The 22,170-nt window shown below is 56.1% G+C and carries 18 protein-coding genes and 1 pseudogene; 11 read left to right on the top strand and 8 right to left on the bottom strand.

Going from position 1 to position 22,170, the window contains the following annotated elements; all coding sequences use genetic code 11:
* Nucleotides 1-26: 26 nt before the first annotated feature.
* On the bottom strand, nt 27-803 hold the full coding sequence (locus tag H6F59_RS11795) for an RNA polymerase sigma factor (RefSeq protein WP_190699326.1): 777 nt from the start codon (nt 801-803) through the stop codon (nt 27-29).
* Between the two features lie 288 nt (nt 804-1,091).
* On the opposite strand from H6F59_RS11795, the gene H6F59_RS11790 reads away from it, so the two are divergent.
* Nucleotides 1,092-1,667 carry a glyoxalase-like domain protein gene (locus H6F59_RS11790; protein ID WP_190699324.1) on the top strand — a complete coding sequence of 192 codons (576 nt, stop codon included), beginning with the start codon at nt 1,092-1,094 and terminating at the stop codon, nt 1,665-1,667.
* Nucleotides 1,668-1,763: 96 nt separating this feature from the next.
* On the opposite strand, the gene H6F59_RS11785 is transcribed toward H6F59_RS11790, so the two are convergent.
* A complete protein-coding gene (locus H6F59_RS11785; protein ID WP_190699321.1) occupies nt 1,764-2,825 on the bottom strand; it encodes a hypothetical protein in 1,062 nt (353 codons plus the stop codon).
* 601 nt (nt 2,826-3,426) lie between these two features.
* Here H6F59_RS11785 and H6F59_RS11780 point away from each other — a divergent pair.
* The 3 genes from H6F59_RS11780 (at nt 3,427) to devC (H6F59_RS11770) (ending at nt 6,944) form a co-directional block, all read left to right on the top strand.
* Nucleotides 3,427-4,440, top strand: a complete 1,014-nt coding sequence (locus H6F59_RS11780) for a FecR domain-containing protein (RefSeq protein WP_190699318.1) — start codon at nt 3,427-3,429, stop codon at nt 4,438-4,440.
* Between the two features lie 158 nt (nt 4,441-4,598).
* Nucleotides 4,599-5,771 carry an efflux RND transporter periplasmic adaptor subunit gene (locus tag H6F59_RS11775; protein ID WP_242021393.1) on the top strand — a complete coding sequence of 391 codons (1,173 nt, stop codon included), beginning with the start codon at nt 4,599-4,601 and terminating at the stop codon, nt 5,769-5,771.
* A gap of 9 nt (nt 5,772-5,780) precedes the next feature.
* On the top strand, nt 5,781-6,944 hold the full coding sequence (devC, locus tag H6F59_RS11770) for an ABC transporter permease DevC (RefSeq protein WP_190699315.1): 1,164 nt from the start codon (nt 5,781-5,783) through the stop codon (nt 6,942-6,944).
* 201 nt (nt 6,945-7,145) lie between these two features.
* Here devC (H6F59_RS11770) and H6F59_RS11765 read toward each other — a convergent pair whose 3' ends face one another.
* Nucleotides 7,146-7,325 carry a hypothetical protein gene (locus H6F59_RS11765; RefSeq protein ID WP_190699312.1) on the bottom strand — a complete coding sequence of 60 codons (180 nt, stop codon included), beginning with the start codon at nt 7,323-7,325 and terminating at the stop codon, nt 7,146-7,148.
* On the opposite strand from H6F59_RS11765, the gene devC (H6F59_RS11760) reads away from it, so the two are divergent.
* From devC (H6F59_RS11760) to H6F59_RS11745, 4 genes are all read left to right on the top strand, one after another.
* Nucleotides 7,324-8,496 carry an ABC transporter permease DevC gene (devC, locus tag H6F59_RS11760; RefSeq protein WP_190699309.1) on the top strand — a complete coding sequence of 391 codons (1,173 nt, stop codon included), beginning with the start codon at nt 7,324-7,326 and terminating at the stop codon, nt 8,494-8,496. The two genes, H6F59_RS11765 and devC (H6F59_RS11760), sit on opposite strands and share 2 nt — an antisense overlap.
* The gene (locus H6F59_RS11755) at nt 8,493-9,275 is read left to right on the top strand and encodes a DevA family ABC transporter ATP-binding protein (RefSeq protein ID WP_190699307.1); all 783 of its coding nucleotides are present in this window, start codon (nt 8,493-8,495) and stop codon (nt 9,273-9,275) included. Before devC (H6F59_RS11760) ends, H6F59_RS11755 begins: the two co-directional genes overlap by 4 nt.
* Before the next feature lie 108 nt (nt 9,276-9,383).
* On the top strand, nt 9,384-9,875 hold the full coding sequence (locus tag H6F59_RS11750; protein ID WP_190699304.1) for a T3SS (YopN, CesT) and YbjN peptide-binding chaperone 1: 492 nt from the start codon (nt 9,384-9,386) through the stop codon (nt 9,873-9,875).
* 615 nt (nt 9,876-10,490) lie between these two features.
* Complete coding sequence (locus H6F59_RS11745; RefSeq protein ID WP_190699302.1) at nt 10,491-11,543, top strand: glycosyltransferase 61 family protein; 1,053 nt, start codon at nt 10,491-10,493, stop codon at nt 11,541-11,543.
* Nucleotides 11,544-11,790: 247 nt separating this feature from the next.
* Here H6F59_RS11745 and H6F59_RS11740 read toward each other — a convergent pair whose 3' ends face one another.
* Together H6F59_RS11740 and H6F59_RS11735 are read right to left on the bottom strand one after the other, a co-directional pair.
* Entirely contained in the window at nt 11,791-13,047 is a 1,257-nt protein-coding gene (locus tag H6F59_RS11740) for an aldehyde dehydrogenase family protein (RefSeq protein WP_190699299.1), read from the bottom strand.
* A 4-nt stretch (nt 13,048-13,051) separates the two neighbouring features.
* Entirely contained in the window at nt 13,052-13,462 is a 411-nt protein-coding gene (locus tag H6F59_RS11735) for a hypothetical protein (protein WP_190523664.1), read from the bottom strand.
* 244 nt (nt 13,463-13,706) lie between these two features.
* Here H6F59_RS11735 and H6F59_RS11730 point away from each other — a divergent pair, with 244 nt between their 5' ends.
* Nucleotides 13,707-14,360, top strand: coding sequence for a hypothetical protein (locus tag H6F59_RS11730; protein ID WP_190699297.1), 654 nt, complete (start codon nt 13,707-13,709; stop codon nt 14,358-14,360).
* A 33-nt stretch (nt 14,361-14,393) separates the two neighbouring features.
* Here H6F59_RS11730 and H6F59_RS11725 read toward each other — a convergent pair whose 3' ends face one another.
* Entirely contained in the window at nt 14,394-15,209 is an 816-nt protein-coding gene (locus tag H6F59_RS11725; RefSeq protein ID WP_190699295.1) for an FkbM family methyltransferase, read from the bottom strand.
* A gap of 266 nt (nt 15,210-15,475) precedes the next feature.
* On the opposite strand from H6F59_RS11725, the gene H6F59_RS11720 reads away from it, so the two are divergent.
* Both H6F59_RS11720 and H6F59_RS11715 read left to right on the top strand, forming a co-directional pair.
* Entirely contained in the window at nt 15,476-16,222 is a 747-nt protein-coding gene (locus tag H6F59_RS11720; RefSeq protein ID WP_190699293.1) for a hypothetical protein, read from the top strand.
* Between the two features lie 210 nt (nt 16,223-16,432).
* Complete coding sequence (locus tag H6F59_RS11715) at nt 16,433-17,746, top strand: hypothetical protein (RefSeq protein WP_190699292.1); 1,314 nt, start codon at nt 16,433-16,435, stop codon at nt 17,744-17,746.
* A 34-nt stretch (nt 17,747-17,780) separates the two neighbouring features.
* Here the strand turns inward: H6F59_RS11715 and H6F59_RS11710 are convergent, their stop codons facing one another.
* Both H6F59_RS11710 and H6F59_RS11705 read right to left on the bottom strand, forming a co-directional pair.
* On the bottom strand, nt 17,781-21,425 hold the full coding sequence (locus H6F59_RS11710; RefSeq protein ID WP_190699291.1) for a CAAX protease: 3,645 nt from the start codon (nt 21,423-21,425) through the stop codon (nt 17,781-17,783).
* A 210-nt stretch (nt 21,426-21,635) separates the two neighbouring features.
* Nucleotides 21,636-22,166 (bottom strand): annotated as a pseudogene (locus tag H6F59_RS11705) (Uma2 family endonuclease); the annotation flags it as partial.
* Nucleotides 22,167-22,170 lie beyond the last annotated feature (4 nt).

Raw genomic sequence — 22,170 nt, 5'->3', positions numbered from 1 at the left:
CCCAGGACTCCCGTTGTCGGTCAAAATTAGTTGGCCCATTCGTTGCCGAAGTCTCCGCCCAAGTCCCCCGTGGTGCCCACTAGGTTGGCATCTGCCAGACTGACTCCCTCCAGGTCGGGAACGGTTAGCAGGCCGTCGAGATCATCGGGCAGGGGCTCAGGGCGCAGCGATGCATCGCCCAGATAAATCTGGCGAATATCCTCGGGCAGGGCCGACTCTAGGTGCTGAAAGGCTAGCCCCAGCTTTTGGCGCACATCGGCCGCGGTCAGTGCTTCACCCTCGGCTTGGAGGTAGGCAGCAATGCGGTTCTCGCTCCAGCGAAAGGTCAGGGACATAACCGCCACCAGTCGCTCTACCGGAGGCAGGCAATCGAGGGCCTGCTCGACATAGCACCACAGCGGCGGCGTGGCCTGGTCGAGGGAATAGTGGATGGTCTCGACCTCGGGCACCACCGCCTGGTTAATGCACAGGGCGGTAATGTTGATCAGCCAGTTCTGTAAGGTAAACGCTCCGGGTCCCTCGCCTGCCACCGCCTCAGGGCATTCCACCCCACCCAGCTCGAGAAGAATGTGCCGCCAGGTCAGGGCAAACAGGTATTCGGCCTGCACGGGCGATCGCGCCGAATGGCGAATCAGGCTATAGACCATCGGGCTATAGCGACAAAAAATTGCCGTAAAGTAACGCCCTGCATCGCCATGGCGCTGAAATAGCTGCACCAGTTCGCGATCGCTCAAATGGTGCAGCGATTGCACCAACCTGTGGTCACACTCAGGAAAGTTAGGAATAGGCGCTGGGCTAGACATAGGTTGAGCCGTGGAGAACGTTGACCAAAGCCACCCCCAGATCTGCGATCGCTACTGACCCAGGCTGCGGGTTAAATCAGCCTTTAATATACCTACCATGGGGATTTTGGCGACGTATTTTTTGTGAAACTCACAGATTTTCCCAGGCCTGGGCTCAGGATGCCGCCGCCCCCTCAGCAAGTACCTCGCGACTGGGGAGTTGATGGCAGAATTGATACACTGGTTACGAGCCATTAGTATTGGGGCGAGTGCTACAACCGCCCTTGTCGTTACCTTGTGAGTGGGCCTATGCTGCTTGACTGCTCCCTAAACCTCCGCCTGGCTTCCCTACTGGGGCTGCCCCTCGACAGCATCATGTCGACCCAGGGGATTATGGTCTTGCTGCTAGTGGCCTACGCCGGGGCCATGTGGATGTTTCTCAAGGGTGCCCCCAAGGTTTACACGGTGATGGTGTCTGACCTGGAAGTAGCCCGTCGGTTTTATGAAGGCATGCTCAACCTGCCCGCCGCCGAGGTGCCCCTGCACTACTACTACAACTATGAGCAGACCCTGGGCACTGCTGGCCTTGACCCCATGTATTTGGGCGGTGCCACTAGCCTGGCTAGCCAGAACGTGATGAACAGCCCCGAAGGGCTGTGGTATCAGCTGCGCAAAAATACTCAGCTTCACGTGGTGGGTGGTGCTAGCCTAGGCCACCGTAATCAGCAGCGTCACGTCTGCTTTGACCACAACTGTCTGGAGTACATTTTGATGCGCGTGCAGTTAGGCGGCGTGCAGCACAAAATTCGCAACGAAAAGCCTCTCAACTTTTTGGTCAAAGACTACGACAACCAGGTGATTGAGCTAGCCGAAATCGACGATTAGCCGCCTAAAAACCATAGTTTGTTCCCCTGAAATATTCACCAGGAGGCTAAATCGCAAGAGCGGGTCACAATCCCGTCAAAAATCACGCTGATTTAGCTAGAACAAGGGGATTGTGGCATCGATCGCCGCGCCAAAAAAGGTATCGTTGAATCGCACCCGAGGCTCAGAGGATCGGCCAAAACTAACGCCGCCGTAGACGTTAAAACGCAGGTTGGGGGTAATGCGGTAAACCACCTGCCCTAGCACCTGCTGAAAAGTGTCGTAACGGTCTTGGGCAGTGTAGTCAATGAGGTTGAGCTGGTAGCTGAGACCCGCCTGTAGCCGAGGGGTAATGTCGTAGCCCAAGTAGCCTCCGGCCGACTGAAAGAAGCGGCTAAAGTCAGCGGCGGTGCCGCTGCTGGTGGACTGGGCACCGTTGAACTGAACCAGATAGTAGGTGTCCAGGGCCAGCTTTGGCGTAATGGGGTCGCGGCGACCCAAAGTGAGGCCCAGAGCCGTATTTTTGAAGAATCTTCCCCGGTTGCCGCCAGGCCGATACAGCTCTTGGTAAGTGAAAACCAGCTGCCCATAGCTACGAGGGGTTAACCCCTGGCGCAAACCCACCCGCAGCCGTAAATCGTCGTAGTTGAGAGATGATTGGGAGCCGTAGCGCTGTAGCCCGTAGTCAGCAGTGGCAATTAAGGCGGTTTGCGGCCCCAGGGCAGGGTAGACGCCAAAACCGATTGAGGGACGCAGAAAGGTATCGCCGGTCAGCCCGCCTACGTCGTTGACGGCCAGCAAAATATTGTCGCTGCTGGCGATCGCCAGGCGGGCCGAGAAAAACCCAATTTTTGCCGGGGGTCGCGGCGCCACGGGAATCTGGGGCTGATCGCGAATGCGCAAAATACCCAGGTCGTTGTCCTCTAGCGGGCTGCGCACCTGAATGACTCCTAGCTCTGGGTCTTGACCCGTGGGGTCAGCATTGGGGTCAGCCTGAGCCAGGGATGCTGGAGTCGAGGGTTGGGATGCCGGGATTGGTGGAGCCAGCGCGGCCGCAGTGGTTAGATAAGTCTCCGTAACAAGGGCCTGGTCGGGGGCGATCGCAGGCCCAGTAGCAGCTGAGTTGAGGCTCAGTTCGCGGACCAATGGCTCCTCCTCAGTAGATGGGGCCAGGGTCACAGTTGAGTTTCCTAACCCAGAGGGGAGGGGTGATAACGGAGATTGTAGAGGTGCCGCATCCTCGACCGCGACCGAGGTCATCACCTCAACACTGGCGGCAGGGGCCGCCGGAAGGCTCAACTGCTCTGCCTTGGCTCGGTCCGGCAGGACGCCGCTGCAGAGCAAGCCAAAGCTAACTAACGCCAGGGGGAGGGAGGGGTGCCGCTTAACCAATGGAGTCTGCTCGGATATAACGTGTGTTGTCCTGTCACCAGCAGAATCACTGATCTTGCTGCTGATTCCCGAAAAAAGGGCTCACATTCATTAAAGATTTAATTTGAAGCGGATACAAGATTTATGAATCCGCCCCAAATTGAATTGCTTGAACCCTACCATAGAGCTAAGGCTCCGCTTCAAGTCGCGCCTAGTTCGTTAGAACTCTGCCAAAACAGCGACGGCACTGCACCAATTTTGAGTTGATGGTGTTACCCCTGGCGATCAACTGCCACTGCTAGGGTACTCTACCCACAATCGCCCCAGCAATTTAGGGGCTAGGGCATTTGGCCGCATCTACCCTAAGGCCATGGGCCTGCTGTAATTAGTGGTCACTCTTCACCGAGCTATGGTTTTTCGTACCAATAAGTTTTCGGCAGTGCTGCTGGCGGTTGTAGGCAGTACTGCGATCGCGTCTCCGACCCTGGCAGAGGTGCCCTGGGCCTGGGCCAACTTGCGGACTAGCACCTATCAAGTGAGCCTGGTTTCCGCCAGCGGGAACACCCGACCGGCCACGGTAGCCGACTGCTTTTGCCCAGGGGAGATCCTAAATACCAGCGCTTCGGCTAGGGCCGAGGTGCTCTTTAATGATGGGTCGCTGACTCGGGTGGGCGAGCAGGCCAGCCTGCGTTTTTGGCCCGACACCCGGAAGCTGCTGCTGAACCAAGGTACGGTAGCCCTGTTTGTGCCCCCCAACCAGGGGCGGACGACGGTTCAAACCCCGAATGCCACCGTGGGGCTCAACAGCACTGCCGTGGTAGTGCGTTATGTGCCCTCTCGGCAGCTGACTCTAGTAATGGCCCTGGCCGATTTACCCACGGCCCCCGTGCTGGTGACGGCGGCCGAAACAGGCCAGGAGCTGGCGCTCTATGGAGGGCAAATGGCCTTTATTGGCGGCGGTAGCTGGCAGGTTGTAGAGTTTGACCTATTAGAGTTTTACCAAACCAGCGTTTTGATGGCGGACCTGCACTTAGATGACCCCGCCTATCGCCCTGACCTCCATGACCCCCTGGCCGCTATGCGACCCGATCTGCTCCGCACCTTAGAGCAGCAGACTCCTTTCAATACCGAGAACGCAATTTTAGACCCTACCTTAATTAACGACTTTGCTTCTGAAGCTAGCATTCAGGGTGTAGAAGACGTGCTGCTCACAACTCCTGCCACAGTGGAAGAGCTGAGGCGCCTCAACGATACGCCACCTGGAGTGGTCAACCCGCTTCCAGACATCCCGGCTACGGCTTCCCCACCTACGGCAAGTCCTCTCACGGTTGAGGCTCCACCCGCTGAGGCTCCACCCGTTGAAGGTGCAGCGGCGACACCTGCTAGCGCTGGTGGAACCCCAGCATTTAGCCCGCCCCCCTAAAGGCCGTTGGCGACAACTAAGTTCTGACCCTCGCCAGCCCAAGGGCTTGGCGAGAAATACCTGGCGCTCGCCTTGGGTCTCGCCCTAATTCAGTTGCCTGCGCCCATTGACTAAACTACACCGTTCAGTTAAATTCAGTGCAGTTGTCCTATGCGCCTATGTCTACCCACCCGATTCAGCCTTGGAGAAAGCCGAGTTTTTGGCTGTTGATTGGTGCCCTGCTGTTGGTGGGGGCAGGTTCCACCATAGCGGTGCGCAACGTCATGCAAAGCCGCCAGGCCGCTCGCGAGCAGGCCGAGCTGCCACCCCCGCAGCAGGTGAAGGTGGTCGCTCTGGGGCGAATTGAGCCTGCCAGCCGCGTCATCGACGTGGCCACGGCCGAAGCCGGTCGCATCGATCGCCTTGAGGTGGAGAAAGGCGACCAGGTGCAAGCGGGTCAGGTATTGGCCTATCTGGACACCTACGATGTGCGCCGAGCCGAGCGCGATGTGGCTGCCAGTGAGCTAGCCGAGGCCCGGGCCCAGCTGGCGGCCGAAACGACGTTAGGCAATTCCCAGGTGCAAGAGGCTAGCACTCGGGTCGGTCAGATCGACGGGCCGCAGCAGGCCGCGATTGCCGCCCAGCAATCCGCCGTTGAGAGCCTCCAGGCCGAGCTGAGCGTCGCTGAGATCGATCTGGCCCGCTTTCAAGCACTCAACGAATCGGGGGCGATCTCTCGCCAAGAGCTAGACCGTCAGCAGGCCACCGTCAATAGCTTGCGCGCCGATCTGGGCAATGCCCAGGCGACTAAACAGCGGCTAGAGCAGGCCCGCCTCAGCGACATCAGAAATGCCCAAGCTCAAGTGGTTTCGGCCCGGGCCATCACCACCCGCGACCAGGTGGCCAGCCGGGTCGACTCAGCCGCTCAGAACCTAGCCCTGGCCGAGGCCCAGCTGGCTCGCACCATTGTGCGATCGCCCCAGGCCGGTCAAGTGCTCGATGTCTTTGCCTACCCTGGGGAGGCCGTAGCTCCAGCCGACGGCCCTATTTTGGCTTTGGGCGACACCAGCCAGATGGTGGTGGTGGCGGAGGTTTATGAGACCGACATTGGTCTGGTTGAAGTCGGGCAGCCCGCCACCATTACCAGCCGCAACGGTGCCTTTAGCGAAACCCTAACCGGCACCGTTAGCGAGATTGGCCTACAAATTGCCAAAAACGACGTGCTCGACGATGACCCCGCCGCCAACGCCGACGCTCGCGTGGTCGAAGTGCGGGTGCAGGTTGACCAGAGTGATGCGGTAGCGGCGCTCACCAACCTTCAGGTTGACGTCGCCATCGACATTGAACCCTAGGAGGTGGCGATGAAATTTCCGTCCCTGCCCCGCATTCCCCTGGCCTGGTACAACCTGCGGCACGATCGCCCCCGCCTGCTGGTGGCCGTGGCTGGAGTTACCTTTGCGGTGCTGCTGATATTCATGAACCTAGGTTTCCTCGGTGCCTTGGTCAGCACCACCACCAACTTCTACGACCAGTTCAACGGCGATATTTTTCTGATTTCGCCCCAGTCCCTAGAGATTAGCTCTACCAAAGCGTTTCCCCGCGAGCGGCTGTACCAGGCGGCGGGCATTGAGGGCGTGCAGCAGGTGATGCCCCTCTATGCCGAATACGCCCTTTGGAAGAACCCCAAAACTAGCCTCAGTCGGGCGATGTTTGTCTATGCATTCAACCCCAGCGACCCAGTGTTTCTCATGCCCGAGCTGAACACAGCCGATGGCATTCGGGCGCTACAGCAGCCTAATGCGGCCTTTATCGACCGGCGATCGCGTCCCGAGTTTGGCCCCCAAACCCTCGGTCTCGAAACCGAAGCCGATCGCCGCCGCATTACTATCGCCGGCCAGTACGATTTGGGGGGGGGCTTTGCCGCCGATGGCACCCTGATTATGAGCGACCAAAACTTTCGCCGCTACTTTGACCCGCGCCCGCTCGACCAGGTCAACCTGGGGCTGATATTGCTAGAGCCCAATGCCGATGCTGAGCGGATCAAAGCCACCCTGCAAGCGGAGCTACCCGCCGATGTGGAGGTTTATACCAAGCCTGAAATCATTGCCAAAGAGAGCCGGTTCTGGATTCAAACCACCTCGATTGGCTTTATTTTTGGCCTAGGCGTGGTGGTCTCCTTCGTGGTGGGCACTGTGATTGTCTACCAAATTCTCTACACCGATATTCGCGACCACCTGCGGGAGTACGCCACTCTCAAGGCGATCGGCTACGGTGGCAGCTACCTGTTCAAAACTGTAATCCAGGAGGCGCTGCTGCTGGCCCTGATGGGCTATGTGCCGGGATTGATTTTGGCACTAGGGCTCTACCAGCTGGCCTACAACGCGACAGCGGGCACCCTGCCTATGCAGATGACGGTGTTTCGAGTCATTTTCGTGTTCTCCTTGACGGTGCTGATGTGTGCCCTGTCGGGGCTGATTTCGGTGCGCAAGGCCGTCACGGCTGACCCAGCGGAGGTATTTGCATGACCGCTTGCGCCAGAGAACCTAGAGTCTGGGGTTGGGACGCAACTGGTTTGGCTTGCAGCTGTCCAGCCTGCAACCACTGTCTAAAGCATCGCCCGACTCAAAAAAACACTCTATTCACCCAGCCGTTTAGGATCACCCGTATGACTCAACGTTTTCTGCCGCTGCTGTTTCCTGCCGTGGACCATCCGGTCTCAAAGGTTTCTAGCCACCTACTGTTTGATTGCCCCCGGCTAACGAGGGCAGGCTTTGCGCCTCTGAGGGGTGGTCTAACCGCAAAGAGCTTGGTAGGCGATCGCCCCCTATCCTGCCCGCCATCGCGCCGGTAACCGTAGCCTGAGCCGAAGATTCAAACTGCCCGTCCACAATTCCTAGCCGCGCCATGCAGCGTACCCCCCTCGCCCTCCTCAACCTGATTCACGATCGCAAGAAGTTTCTCACCTCCATGGCTGGGGTGGCCTTTGCGGTACTGCTGATGTTTCTGTTCACCGGCTTTAAAAATGCCCTCTACGACAGCCAAACCCAGCTGCTTGAAAAACTCAATGGCGAAATTGTGCTCATCAACCGGCTGAAGGAGAACATGTTTGTGCCTCGCTCCTTTGCCCGCCGCCGCCTCTACCAGGCCCAGGCCTTTGACGGGGTAGAAGGGGCCTATGCCATCTATCTCAGCGACGCCCGCTGGAAAAACCCCGACACCCGCAAAACCCGACCGGTGCGGGTAATCGCCTACAACCCCTCTGACCCAGTGCTGCCCATGCCCGAGGTGCTGGCCCGCCAGCAGGAGCTGCGGCTACCCAACACAGCGATGATTGACACTCGCTCTCGCGATGAGGTGGGACCGCGAGAAACCGGGGTAATCACTGAGCTGGCCGATCGCGAGATTCGGATTGTGGGCACCTTTAGCCTGGGCACTGACTTTGCCTCGGGCAACGGCAACTTGATCATGAGCGACCAGAATTTTCTGCGGTTTTTTGCCAATCGTGGCCCTCAGGAAGAGGAGCGCAGCTTTGCCACCGCCGACATTGGTCTGCTGCGGGTAACTCCCGGCACCAACATTGAGACTCTAGTGCAGGCCCTCAGTGAGGGGCTTCCCAAGGACGTGCTGGTCTTGCCCATGCAGGGGCCTGAGGGGTTCATCGCCCGCGAGCGCACCTACTGGGAAGTTAATACCACCATTGGGTTTATATTTTCGCTTCTAACCGCCATGGGGTTTGTGGTGGGCATTATTCTCGTTTACCAAATTCTCTACACCGACGTGGCCGACCACTGGTCGGAGTACGCCACCCTCAAGGCGATCGGCTACAACAATGCCTACCTGTTTGGGGTGGTGATTCAGGAGGCGATTATTCTCTCGGTGCTGGGATTTGTGCCGGGCTTTTTGATCAGCGCCCTGTTCTACAACCTGGGTGCCACCGTCACCGGCCTGTTGTTTAAGATGACCCTAGAGCGGGTGGTTAACCTGTATCTAGCGACTTTCATTATGTGTTTGATTTCTGGCGCTGTTGCCGTGCGTAAGGTACAGCGTACTGACCCCGCAGAGGTATTTGGCCTATGAGTGCTACGCCGTTGTCTACGTCATCCCCAACCTCCGAGGTCACCGCTAGCTCGGTGCAGGTGCGCCACCTCGACTATTTCTTTGGTCGAGGCGATTTGCGCAAGCAAGTACTCTTTGACATTAGCCTCGATCTGCACCCCGGCCAGATTGTGATTATGACCGGTCCTTCAGGTTCGGGAAAAACCACGCTGCTAACGCTGATTGGGGCGCTGCGATCGGCCAGTGAAGGCAGCCTCAAGGTGCTCAACCAGGAACTGGTGGGCATGGGCAACCGCAAGCTGGTCGAAATTCGCCGCAACATTGGCTTTATTTTTCAGGCCCACAACCTGTTTGAGTCGCTGACGGCCGCCCAAAATGTGGAGATGGCGGTGGAGCTAACCGGCAACTTTCGCGGCAAGCGGCGACTGGCGGTGGATATTCTCAGCCAAGTGGGGCTGGCGGAGCGGGCTGACTACAAACCTGCGGCCCTGAGCGGGGGGCAAAAGCAGCGGGTGGCGATCGCTCGCGCCCTAGTCAACCAGCCCAAGCTGATTTTGGCCGACGAGCCCACCGCTGCCCTCGACAAAAAGTCGGGCCGCGACGTGGTGACCCTGATGCAGCAGCTAGCAAGCGAAAAGGGCTGCACCATTCTCATGGTTACCCACGACAACCGCATTCTCGACGTGGCCGATCGCATCATCAACCTGGTGGACGGCCGGCTGGAGTCCGATGAGAGCCCCCAGCAGTTCATCGATTCCCACGTGCCCAAATCCCTCGATCAAAAGATGTTCATCATGTAGGGACTGGCTGAAAGCGGGTTGCTCTGCCTAGGGTTCATGGTGGGCAATACCCACCCTACGAAATGACTTGCCCATCCACCCTCCTACCCATCCACCCTCCCACTTCCCATGGCCATCTCCTTTGTCAGCAACGTTCAGGCGCTCACCTACACCAAGGTCGCCGACTATTTACAGTCCGCCGCTCTGTTTAAAGACAGCTTGCGGGCCTATCCCGATCAGCCTCAGTTTGATATCCTCTACGGCTCTACCCTGGTTGAAATCGAGGTGCTGCCGTGGGAAGTACACCCCTGGGAAAAGGCCGATCTGGCAACGGTGCGCGCCACCAGTTGCGTCACCGTCGGCAGCAACATCGACCATGAACTGATGCACTTTTTGCTCACCGAAAACCGCCGTATGCGCTTCGGTGCCTTTCAGCTAGATGAGGCCAACCAAGTGCTCTTCTCAGAAAGCGTCCTCGGCGGCGAAAACATGGACCTGATGGAGCTTCAAACCTGCATTCTCTCGGTGGTGACTATTGCCGACACCTATGACGACGTCATCGCCCAACGTTTTGGGGGGCGGCGCGCTATTGACCGATTGGCGGATGCGATCGCCTCTTAAGCCATGGCTTATTCAGCTGAACTCTCATCGTTCTATGGGGGGCGATCGCCTAAAGTGCTTCAAACTCGACAGCAGCAAAAACCTCAACCTATTGCCCGTGACAAGCTGAGTAAGACGGTTTTTCGAACAGCATCATCCACAGCATTCCAGCGGGTATCCGAAGCATCAAGGACTCCGCGGAGAGGGTGTTTTTGCCGCAAGTCTTAGCTGTGAACGGTGGGCGTGACTAGATAGCTTAGATTTTTTCCTTTCCAGCCGATTATAGCTATGCCTACTAGGCGCAACATGCAGACTCAAAGAAGCACACAAGGACAAGTGCCTATGCCTGTCTAAGCTGGTGTAGTTGAACGAGCATAGACGCTTCCTCGCGTGGTCTTCACTCTTCCTTAACACTTGAAGCGTTTCAAGCCCAAGGTCGGTGAAGTTAAGTAGAGGGTCGAAGTTGGCAGGATACAATTCTGGGCTTCTGCTCTTATATTAAGGCTGTCATTCTTAACTGCGCATCACTCGTAAGCATAAGTACTCATTTTTAATCTTACAACTCTGCTCATTTTGTAGTTGCTAGTATTTTTTCTAAATTCATTAATTAGCTTAAAACTTTTCGAAAGGTTTGAAATGGATATAACTCTAAAGCATAAAGTCCCAGGTCTTGAAGTTGCATCTTCAATGATGTACTGCTTTCCTACCGGTGCAATGGACGTATGGCGCCCAGCTGCTGAGCCAGTGATAATGCCAGCGCAATATCTTGAACCTTTTGAAGGAGAAGTTAGAGTAAATTCTGGTATAGCCACAACGAAATCGGCCGCCCTTAGCCGGAAGCGGAGAGCTCAATTATTTGTTTCCAGAGCGATCAAGGGGGAGAAAACTCTCGATTACTCAGGAAAATTCATCTTTGACGCTCGCTTCGATGTATTTACAAACATTGGTCACATTCTTGAGAATGTTGCAACTCGAGTTCTTCTGGCAAAAAAATTCTTGAGTGAACATTTTCAAAAAGACATTGAAATTCATGTTGTTCTAGGTTCTAGGGTGCCTAAATACAGCATGACTATGGAGGTATATCGATTACTCGGCTTCCCCCTTATTTTTACAGATGACAATGTCCGTGGTGAGATTGTTACCTGTCCAGAGCACAGGGTTTTTAGCATTAGACCTCAATTTTTTGGGTTCGATTTTCCAGGATATAAAGAAGAAACTCCTGAAAGAATCTTTATTCCTCGTAGGGGAAGCCGTAGCTTAATCAATAATGATGAAGTTACTAAATTTATGGAGGAGCGAGGGTTTAAAACGCTTTACTTTGAGGACCTAGCACTTGATGACGAATGGTCAATTGCTCGCAATGCCAAGGAGGTAGTAGTAGTTCATGGTGCTGCCAGCAGTAATTTCATTTTAAACCGTGTCGGCCTGCGGGACAACGCTGAGCCAGGCAGTGGGCTCAAATTAATTGAGTTGATGTCTCCTTCATGGAACTTCTACGAGAATCGATACATGACGAATGCCCTAAATGGCAAGTGGTGTTGTGTACGAGGTCAGATTACCCCTCAGATGCTTGAGGCACTAGATTTTGCCAAAATAACCCCTGATGCCCGAAAATCTCCCTTTAAAGATCCCTTTAAAGTAGATTGCGGAACTATTCAAATGGCACTTGATTATCTCGGTATGGGCTGATAAAAAGTACTGTGCTAAAGATGTATCCTTGCCAGATTGGTTCAGATCTTCTGCATCACCTTAGGCCGCGATGACTTAACGCCTGCGGCTTCTCGCTGAACAGAGGGTGGCATTGGAGAGTCCACATTCTATAGCCCCTCCTGATTTGATGTAACCAAATCAGGAGGGGCTATAGCTATGCAGTAGTGTTGGTGCGTGCGATCGCGACAGCTCTAAAAAAACTACCAACCCCCACAACAGACAGAAACTACTCAAGGCCCTGCAAAATGTGCTGAGTGGTGACGAATGCCCCGAGGCCCACAAAGCCATTGCAACGGCCGCGCTGGGCCGTCATCCCTAGGGCAATAGAGGACGCTTGGGCTGGGTTTCGCACAAATCGGGGTGAGGTATTGATATAGATTACGGAACTGGTGGCGAGCTGAGTAAAGCGGCTGCTTTCGGCATAGGTTTCAGTGGCGATCGCATTGGCGTGGCCGTTGCTGTAGCGATTGATCAGTGTTGCCGCTGTTTGCACGCTGTCTACCAATCGTAGAGCCACCGTCTTGCCCAAAAACGGACGCTTCCAGTCGGTCTCTGCTGCCAGTTTCACATTGGGCAGGTCGGGCAGTAGGTCCTCGTCGGCCAATACCTCAAAGTCTTGGTCCCACAAGGTATGGCATAGCTGCACCAGGGCAGAGGGATTGCCGCCTCGGTGAACCAGCACCTTTTCTACCGCATTGACCGCGTCAGGCTCCCCCCGGTGGCTGTCGAGCACCATGTGGGTGACGGTGTCGAGCTGTCCCGTGGGCGACCAGTAGAGATAGCAGTTACCCATCGCCGTGGGCAGCACCGGCACACCGGCCTGACGCACCACCTGCTGCACCAGGCTTGGCCGACCGTAGGGAATAATCAAGTCGATGCCGGGATCCTGCAGGAGCCAGCTTCGGGCGACGTCGCCCTGCTCCTCGGTCAGCGACAGAATGCAGTAAGGCGATAGCCCAACGGAGTCTAGGGCTTGGTGGAGAGCCTGCAAAATTGCCTGGTTGGTTTGACTAGCTTCGTTGCTGCCTTTGAGAATGAGGCCGTTACCCGTGCGCAGGCTCAACCCCGCAGCGATCGCCGCCAGTTCCGGAAATGCTTCATAAATCATGGCAATGACCCCCAAGGGCACCACCTGTCCATAGCCCGCCACAGCCTTGCTCAGGCGACTGGGAGCGGGGTGCAGCAGCCCTCGAGGGTCACCTAGATAAGCCAGCCGCCGCAGAATTTTAGCGGTGGTTTGCAGTCGTTCGGGGGTGAGCTTTAGCCAATCGAGCACCCGTTCGGGCACAGCCATTTCTAAACTGGCCTCGAGATCGAGGGTATTGGCTTCGAGAATGTCGTCAAAGCTGGCTTCAATGGCGGTGGCAACACCCTCTAGCAGGCGTGTTTGGGTGTCGAACCCGGCGGTGACTAGGTCGCGACCGGCCTGGCGCACCTGCTCGACTGCCGCGCTGAAGTCTGCTTGAGTAGTCAGGTTTACCATGGACCTAACGCCGAGAGGCCAGCCAAAACATGCCTACCACCGCCAGCGCCACCGCTAGGGTAGTCAGCAATCGCGCCACCGATTGGGCACCGTCGGGGGTTTGCAGGGTGGCCAGCAGCAAGAAGAACACCATCATGCCAAAGGCGGCCAGCACTACCAGGGGTAGGTAGCTCACGTTTAGGGAGGAGCGGTCAAGGCGCCATTGCTGCCCAGTCCAGCGCCAGAGACGCTTGTAGGGATAATGGGTAGACAGCTGCTCAATCACGTAGCCATCGTCTTGCACAACAAAAATTTGCTGACAGCGATCGCAGCCAAAGGCCTCAGTCAGGGTAATGGGCTTAATGCACCCATTGCGACGACAAGGGCAGGGGTAGTCGGCGTTCTGATCGATCTTTTGGCTTTTATAAGTACGCACAGCACTGCCGGGGTGGGGGCGAAGACGGGCTGAAATTACTCATCATTCTGACACATTAACCAAAACCTCTCCTGAAATACAACCTGCGGCCGGCCAAGAACCGACCGACAGCGACGAGGCTAGTTGGCAGAGCCTAACTTTGTCCTTAAGCTGTATCCCCCGTGGCTTGAATTCTTGAGGACAAACGTGATATGTAGGGCTGATAAACCCTGTTTCCACTCGCCCCTATGGGCAGGATGTTGCTATGGTTACCGATCGCCTGGAGACGGCAGTGAGAAACTTTCAGCACGTCAATCAGATGGTAGAGCGCTACACCCGGCTCTGTCGCGCTTATATCACGCTGTCTGAACGGTTTAACCAGCTCGATGTAGAGCACATGACCCTGAAAGGGCAAATGGTGCCGCTGCTGAAGTCGCTGAAGGCTCACCAGGCCAAACTACACACCGCTGAATCCGAGAAAGCAGCAATGCAAACCGCTTTAGAAGAACAGGAAGCGCGGCTGCAAGCTGCCCTCGATCAGCAAGAGGCCCAGCACCGGCAAGAACTTCAGCAGTTGACTACCGCTTACGAAGAGAGGCTACAAGCCCTTGCTAGCCACGTAGCCGAACTGCAACCCCTCGAGCAACTGCTCAACGCCGAGACCCATCACGAGCTCAGCGCCGCCGAAGCGCAGATGGAACTGATCGAAACTACCTTCGAAGAGATTGAGCAAGATAGCTCCCCCGATCTCTCCGCCGAAGAAAAGGCTCTGCTGGCTGCCTACCGATCTGATCCTGATGCCTTTCTGGTAGCTGCCGCTGATGCCCCTGTCGGTAGTGCGATCGAGGCAGAGGAACCCGTGGCTTCTCTGTGGCACTACTACTCCGACGAGCAGGTGCCTAAGGGGTTTAGGGCATAGGTTGGCTGGTTGAGACGTCTGGCCCCAGATCTCCTAAGACACCAGCTTACTGACCAGCCAGTTGGCCAAGCCCCCACCATAGGGTGCGCAGATCGATTGAATGCGCTCGGCAGAGAACTGATGCTGATAAAAACACAGCATGTTGCCGTAGACCCCATTGGGGTAAAAGGGTGCCTCTCGGGCCAGATCTAGGGCCTGGAGGTCAAACACCTTAGGCTGGGTGCCGGCAGCATAGTCGACCATGATGCTAAAGCCGTAGCCCCGCTGTTGCAGAGTCTGCAAGCAATCCATGGTGCCCGTCAAAAATTTAGGTGACCAACCCTTTTCACCCTGGTTACGGCTGCTGCCACCGCCATACTCAAACATCACCATTTGGGGCAGTCGTTCAGCAGGCAGCTCGGCAAACTGCTGAATCACTACCGACTCCCACCCTTCGATGTCTAGCTTAAAGGCGGTAATTTGGGTGGCAGCCACCTGTTTTAGCAGGGTCGCCAAATCGAGGGTGAGCACCTGGCGAGTGATGCTAGAAGCCCCAAACCAATCGGCCGCCAGAGAGCTAAAGTTGCTGTTGGCCAGGTTGGCAAACTGGCCCATATGTAGCGTTTGGGTGCCGACTCGGTCTGACAGACACTGCTCGACCAGTCGAATGGGGTACTGCTGGCAGACCGTCCGCAATTTGTCAGTGGGGGAAGGTTCCACAGCGACGGTGGTAAACCCCAAGCGGGCAAACAGCTCGCAATAAAAGGCAAAGGTGCCCACCCCGACATCGACACAGAGCCCCTGACGCTGTGGATCGATGTCAGGCAAGAGGTGCTCAAGCAGGGCCTGGCAGCAAGCTTCTACGCGCATTAGATCGGCTCTAGAGAAAAATAATGTTCTAAGCGTAGAGCATCTCGGTCCTAGGAGAGTTTGTGGACCTCATCAAGATTGTCATCAGCACCGCATATCCATCGCAGAGCAGACGCATTGAGATTAACCCATCGTTAAGGTGAAAGGCTCTAGTGCATGCGCTAAAGCAGCGGCAATAGGGCAACGACTTACTAGGGCAAACGCAGTTGCCTAAGCCATTGCTAGCTTGCGACATATTTCATTAATTGGGAACGGAGAGTCACACCATGCCTGCTAAGTCTGCTAAGAAGAAAAACATCAAAAAGAGTACTCAGGTTGATCAACCTGTTAATCAGCCCGAGGACAAGAAGCCCCTAATCGATACGACAATTTTGGGAATTAGTCCGCGAGAGCTTGGCTCCGTAGTGGCAGCGGCTGTGCTTGCTGAGGTTTCCCAGGTTGCTGCCAACAAAATCTCTGAGGCAGTAGCTCAATCAAACCCTAAAAAAACACTTCAAAATCAGCTCGACCCTATCAATCACTCGGTGAAGACTGTTGTGGGAGGAGTGAAAGACGCGATCGTCGATGCCGTTTCACCGGCCTCAGACGCGTCAGAGACGGTAGAAAACACCCTAGTTAACGGTCGAGCTGCCGCAGCCGATGAAATTGACCAGGGTGTGGAAAATGTTAAAGAGAAAACAGCCGTGACGGCAGGTATTGCCCAAGAGCGGGCTAGCGAGCTGATCGACGACACCAAACAGAAAGCGGATCAGACGCGAGAGTTTGTGGTTGCTCAGATTGAAAATGCGATCGCCGGAGCCCAAGGTAGAGCGGGTAAAACGCGACGGGCCTTAGGCAATCGCATTGACGCCACCCAGGATACCGCTAGTGCCACTCAAAAAGCTGTAGCTCAGGTCATTGACGAGGCCGTCCATCGGGTGAAGGTAATTCTTGCCACTAGCGCGCCCTCTGCTCAAAAGAGTGGAAAGCAAGAGAAGAAGGGGAAAAAAGCTAAGAAGAAGAAAGGTAAGTAATGGGATAGATGAACTGTGGGAACTGCATTGCTAACTGCCCTATTGATTGGTTTGCTAACAGCATTTGCATTCCATCTGTTACTTGCGTTTTTTGGTTTGGCTGTTGGTATGACAGCCCTAGGCTCGCGGCTTCCCTCACGGGCTGATGCAGAGCTTGCCAACAGTGGTGATCAGCAAAGCAACAGTGCCGAAAGCAGCTTAGCCAGCTCAATGACCAACGTAGTTTTCTGGGGTGGCTTAGGGCTGTTGCTGAGCACCAATGCAGTGCTTTTTAGCGCTTGTTTTTTGGCAGCAAAATTTAGTCAGCTGAATGACTCTGCACTGGGGGCGATCGCCGGGGTGGTGATTTGGTCAGCCTACTGGTTAGGTCTGACCTGGGTCAGTTCAACAGCGGTTAGTACGGCGGTGGGAGCAGTTTTTGGGGTAGCTACGGGTGGGTTGCGCCAATTAATAGCTACCTTGACGGCCGCCTTTGGCAACCAAGACAATACCTCAATATCTAACTCAATATCCCAAGAGGAGATAGCTGCCATAGTTCAACAGGAAATTCGGCAGGCACTGGACTTTGCTGCCCTCGATCCTTTACCTGAGCGTCCCATTGGCGATCGCCCCAATCAATCTGAAATTGACGACCTCCTGGAGGAATTGCCCTTAAGTTTGGAGGATGCAAATCTACACTTAGGGCAAGAGTTGGCGCTGTATTTGCGCCACACCCGCTTAAAGCGGCTGACGCCGAAGCGCATCCACAAAAAACTTCATGAGCTGCTGGAAGAGGCTCTGGAAAATGCTAGCTACGAAGCTCATCATCTGACCCTAGATCGAACTCAGTTGAAGGCGCTATTGAGAGAACGCCAGGATTTAGATAAGCAGCAGCGTCAGTACGTTCTGCAAGCAGTTGAGGCAGCCTGGCAGCAATTGATAGTTCAAGCGAATCTGGCATTTTCAGAAGACAGACAGCGAGATTCTCAACATTCCCTCCTAGATACTGTTCAGCCGATTGCGACGTACCTTACAGAGACTGTAGGTAAGCTAGATAATCAGTCAGACCCAGATCTTGAGTTAAAAACCAAGCTACAGAAGCATTTGTCTGAAGGACTAACGTTTTCTACAGCGGCTTCGCTAGTCGTTTTGCATCAGCTCAACCGAATCGATTGGGATGCATTGCTCGATCGCCTGCCGTTGGATAGCGTGATGGCTAACCCCGTTGAGCAAGTTGTGAGTAGTGTGCGATCAAATGCCCAGGATCTAATGGGTCAACCGCAGCAGTGGACCGAGGATTATTTGCTGCCGCAGGCCCAAGGTTTGAAGCATTTGGTGTTGCAGCAAGTAGAGCAATTTGAGCAAGGGCTACAGGCCAGAGTTGATAGCCTTAAAGCCCAAGCCCAAGAACGCTTAAACAAGACCCGCAAAACTGCTGCCGCCGCAGCCTGGTGGCTAGCAATTACAGCATTCACCACAGCAGGCTCAGCGGCGATCGCTGGTGCCCTAGCGACGGGAATGCACATTCCACCCTTGGGTTTTTAGGGCAACAATATTCTTACTGTCGTCAGCAGGAGCCCTAAAACGTCATCGGCGCGATCGGTTCAATATCGGGATCGTGACCACCCACCTGACTGGTCCGCAGTACCCAAGCCGACGCGCCGTATTTGAGAAACTTGTGCACCACCACATCACTAGCCTTGCGGGGAAACACCGTGCGCCAGCTGCCCAACCCCATCAGCAGGTTGCGCACGGGTTCGTCTTCGATCGAGCTGCCCAGGTTAAATTCGTTCTTTTCCCAGGTGGGGCGCAGACCACCTAAAGGTTGTAGGGTGTCTTTAAGGTCTTTGCCAAAGAGGGCAAGCTGGTACAGGGGCTCGGCCTGGTCGGGATGCTGATCGATCAGAGCGTCGGCGTGGCGGTAGAGGCTGAGGCCAGTACCCTGCAAGCTGGCAAATAGCGCCTGATTCGAGTCTTGAGAACAGTTGTTCGACGGGCCGACAAAGGTGCCGCCGGTGCCGTCGCCAATGCGATAGCGGGCGGTCATCGCTTGCAGGTGGGCCTCCATGCGGGTGAGGGGAGAGCGGCGCTCGTTATCAAAGTAGTACTGGCGGCTAAAGGCATCGAGCTTGACCAAGATGTCGCAGGTGGGGCGGGTGCCTAGCCAGCCCCGCTGGCGATCGCCCTGGTAGCGCGACCAGTGAATCGTACCCGCAATCAGCCCGTCGATGTTGTGGGCGTAGACCTGGTAATAGCGAATCTCAAACCGCCGTTCATCCGCTAGAGGGTCGTGCACTACCTCGGCCCGACCGTAGGCAAAGTGGCCAAAGAAAATGGGGGTGGCGGCGGCGGGTTCTTTGTGGTTGCCACCGATGCCGCCATAGGTGTGGAGGATAAGGGCGCGATTGCCCACCTGCCACTCATCGATGGCCGCTGCGATTGCCTCGGGCCGACCGTTGTCCTGCACCGTACAGAGCACCGAGCTGACCTTGCCCCTTTGGGCCACCACATCGGCCCATGACTCGTTGCGAATGTAGCGGTAGGCTGATTTTGCTCCGCCAAACAAGACGCGATCGGGCTGGAGCCGAAACAGTGCCCTAGGACCGAGGGATTGCACCACAAAGGTGCCGCTAGCATTTGACGAACCGTAAATGTACCAACCGGTCTCGTTGTAGGGCGATCGCTCCAGATCCTTGGTAGTAGAGGGACTGCTGCCGTAGACCGCCATCGGGGCCACCGCGGGCAGACTCACCACCTCCTCAGGGCCGTCAAAGGCGCGGCTGACTTTATTAAAATGCCGTACTCGCCAATAGTCGCCTGCCGTTGGCCCCACAAACTGCACCAGGCCGTAATAGCGCCCTGTCACCTCCATCGGCTGAGTTGCGATTAAGAGCGTTACCCCGTCCTTGTCGAGCACCACCTGAGGATTTTCTACCACCACAACCAGATCATCCTCCGGCAGCGACCCGGCCAGCGACTCTAACGGGTCGACCCGCAGCCAGTGGTTGAGCCGCACCGGATTAATTACCCCACCAAAGCGGCTGGCATATTCGGCATCGGCGCTAAAGTGCACATCGTGGGTGACGGCCTGCACCATCTGTTGGGTGAGAGGGTTGTCAGACCAGCGCAGCTTCACCACCTGGCCCAACAGCTTGCGGTGGTCATCGGGCGCGTGGTGAATTTCGTAGAAGACACCACCAAAGCGCTCAGCTTTGACAGGCAAAATTAGCCGGCCAATCCAGTCGGCGATGGGTACGTAGAGCGTTGGATTAGGGCACTGATTGAGCGGATAGCTCTGGTACTGCACCAGGGGGTTGGCGCGAAAGATGTCGTAGTTGTTTGCCTTGCCGCCCCGCTCTAGCCCGACCTCCAACATTTCGCCCCGCAGAATGGCGTTGATAGTGTCGATGGTCTGCTCGAGGGAACTGCGGCCATCGGGCAACACCAGCTTGGGGTCGAGAATGCCCCCCGGCACCTGATGGCCCACCGGCCCCAGGGAAATGAACGAGATTTTGCCCCGCCGCTTAGCCCGATTCCAAAACGACAGAGGATACAGCCGCCAGCGCCCCGGGAAAATCTTTGGCCCCAGCTTTTCCACCACATCCTTCTCGCCCGACAAGTGATAGAGATGCTCCAGTTGGAGCAGGTTGATGTTGGCGCTGATCACCCCGCCTAGGGAAATCACGTCGATGGGTGCACCCAAAGCCCGCTTGAGGTAGGGGGCACTGGCGCAGCACATCTGCCCGCCGCCGCTATACCCCATCAGCGTAATAGGGGTGCCGCTGCCCACCCGGTAGCCATTTTTGACTAGGCCGTTAAACACCACCTGAGCAATGCCCTGGTTGTAGAGCGGGCCGTAGCGCTTGTCGGCCGACACGCCGACAATCAGCACGTTACGAATGTTGACCAGCAGACCCAGCACGCTCATGGGGTTGGCAAATCGCAGCTTGTCGGCGTAGCGCCAGAGGAATGAGAGGGGCCGATCTTCATCCAGGGGCGCATTCATCACCGAGTAGGGCATGATGCCGCGAATCAGCGCCACGTCTTGGGGCAGAGTGGGAGCTAGGGTGTCGAGAAATTCTTTGATGTCGGGCAGGTACTCAAAACTGGAAATACCAATGCCGTCGAGGTAAACCATATAGCGGCTGATTTTGCCGCGATCGCCCACAGGTTCGGCCAGCTCTCCCGCGTTGACGGTGGTGTTGACCTCGTCGTCATACCAGCCGGCCCACCAGCCCAGGGTTTCGAGCGGAGCCAGCAGCCCTGCCACCACCAGGGCGACAATGCCAATCCAGACAAAGTTCAGCACCAGCAGCACCAGGCTCGGCAGGTCGCTCAACCAGCCAAACCACCAGACGCGAATGGGCCGCAGCAGCGCCAGCACCACCACCGTCAGCACCGCCATGGCAGCCAGACCGAGCAGGGTCTTGAAACTGTCAAGGCGATCACCGTTTGGGCCGGCATCAACAGAAACGGTCGAGCCCCCGGCTCCGGCCAGAGCGAGGGCCGAGGGCTCACTAGTGACAGCGGCGCTCGCATCGCCCTGGTTGAAGGCGCTAAATCGCTGGGTGAACTCTTCGTGCCAGCGGGTAGAGGTTTCAGCCAGCCCCGATTGAAACGACTCCGTCAAATCGCGGCGATTGGTGACGAGATCGACCCCCGCTGCCCCGTTGGCAATGCGCTTGCCCAGGTTGGCGATAGGTTGACCCACGGTGTTTTGCAAAACTTGCAGCAAAATCCAGCCCAGAGCGACGTAGCCGAAGGCGTGGCTGATGCCCAAATTGGCGATCGCCCCAAAACCCACCACCATGGCCAGCAAATGCCACACCGACAGCAGGTTGAGAATGGGCATCCCCAGGTAGGGCAGCGCTCCCAAAAAGCTGAACAGCAGCGGGGCGTAGGCCAACCCCAGCACCGTCACTAGCTGCCCAAAGGACATATTCTGCGCCCACGGCATCAGGGTCACCAACCAGGTGCTTAACACCAGGGCCAAGAAGCCTAAGACAAATAGCACTGCATTGATGCCCAGGCTGAGCACAAACCGGGCGGGCCGCACTTGGTTGACAAAGAGAATAATGCTCTGCCCAATGCCCTGGGATAGCCCCGCCAGCAGAACCACTAACAGCGCCAGGCTTCTGCCGGCTGGTACGGTAGTAGCAATGCGAAAAGCTTCATCGTTGAGAGCAAACACGTAGCCCAGCACTTCCCAGAAGCGATCTAGCATTGGCTCAGCCTCAACCTTGTGCCGAGATTTTACTTCAAGGTTCGAGGCAAAACTCCCACTGTTAGGTTAAATGAAGGATTTCGGAGCGATTTCGGGACGGACGCTTCGCGAATCGCAACGTTGGCTCAAACTAGGCACGAATTTGGCAGATAGAGAGTTGTTGACGCGGGTTGCCAAATGCAGCTTAGCCAACACAAGCTTTTCTCATAGCTAACCCACCGCCAGCATAGACTCAGCGGTCATTGCCCAGTCGGGAAATATAGGTGACTCAACCACAGCTTCTCCCTCAAATGTGGCTTCGCTATAGCCCTGTGGGGTCAAGCTCAGAACGGTCACCCGGCCTACCACTGGGTCAAGAATCCAACATTCACCAATGCCGCGCCACTCGTACTGGTTGCGCTTCTCTAAATAGACGCGGCGGCGATTCTTAGCCCCTGGGCTAACCACCTCTACCACTAGCAAAGGGGGAGCCATTTCTAACGTAAGGGCGACCTGCCCCAGTTCGCGCATCTGCTCAGGATGCTCAGGGCGTAACACTGTTAGATCCGGATACCGATTCTTGGGTTGCCCCGGCACAGCTATAGCCAAACCTTGGGGACAGACTTGAGCAGCATCTACCAGCACTTTCAATACGTCGTAAAGCTTTAGGGCACGACGCAAGTTGTCGTAAGACTCTGGCGGCATCTCAACCAGTTCTCCGTTAGTGAGTTCGTAGTAGCCTTCGACCTCCTGGGTGTAGGCGAGA

The organism is Nodosilinea sp. FACHB-141, assembly GCF_014696135.1.
Classification (GTDB): Bacteria; Cyanobacteriota; Cyanobacteriia; order Phormidesmidales; family Phormidesmidaceae; genus Nodosilinea.
This window is presented reverse-complemented; position numbering and strand designations above follow the sequence as displayed.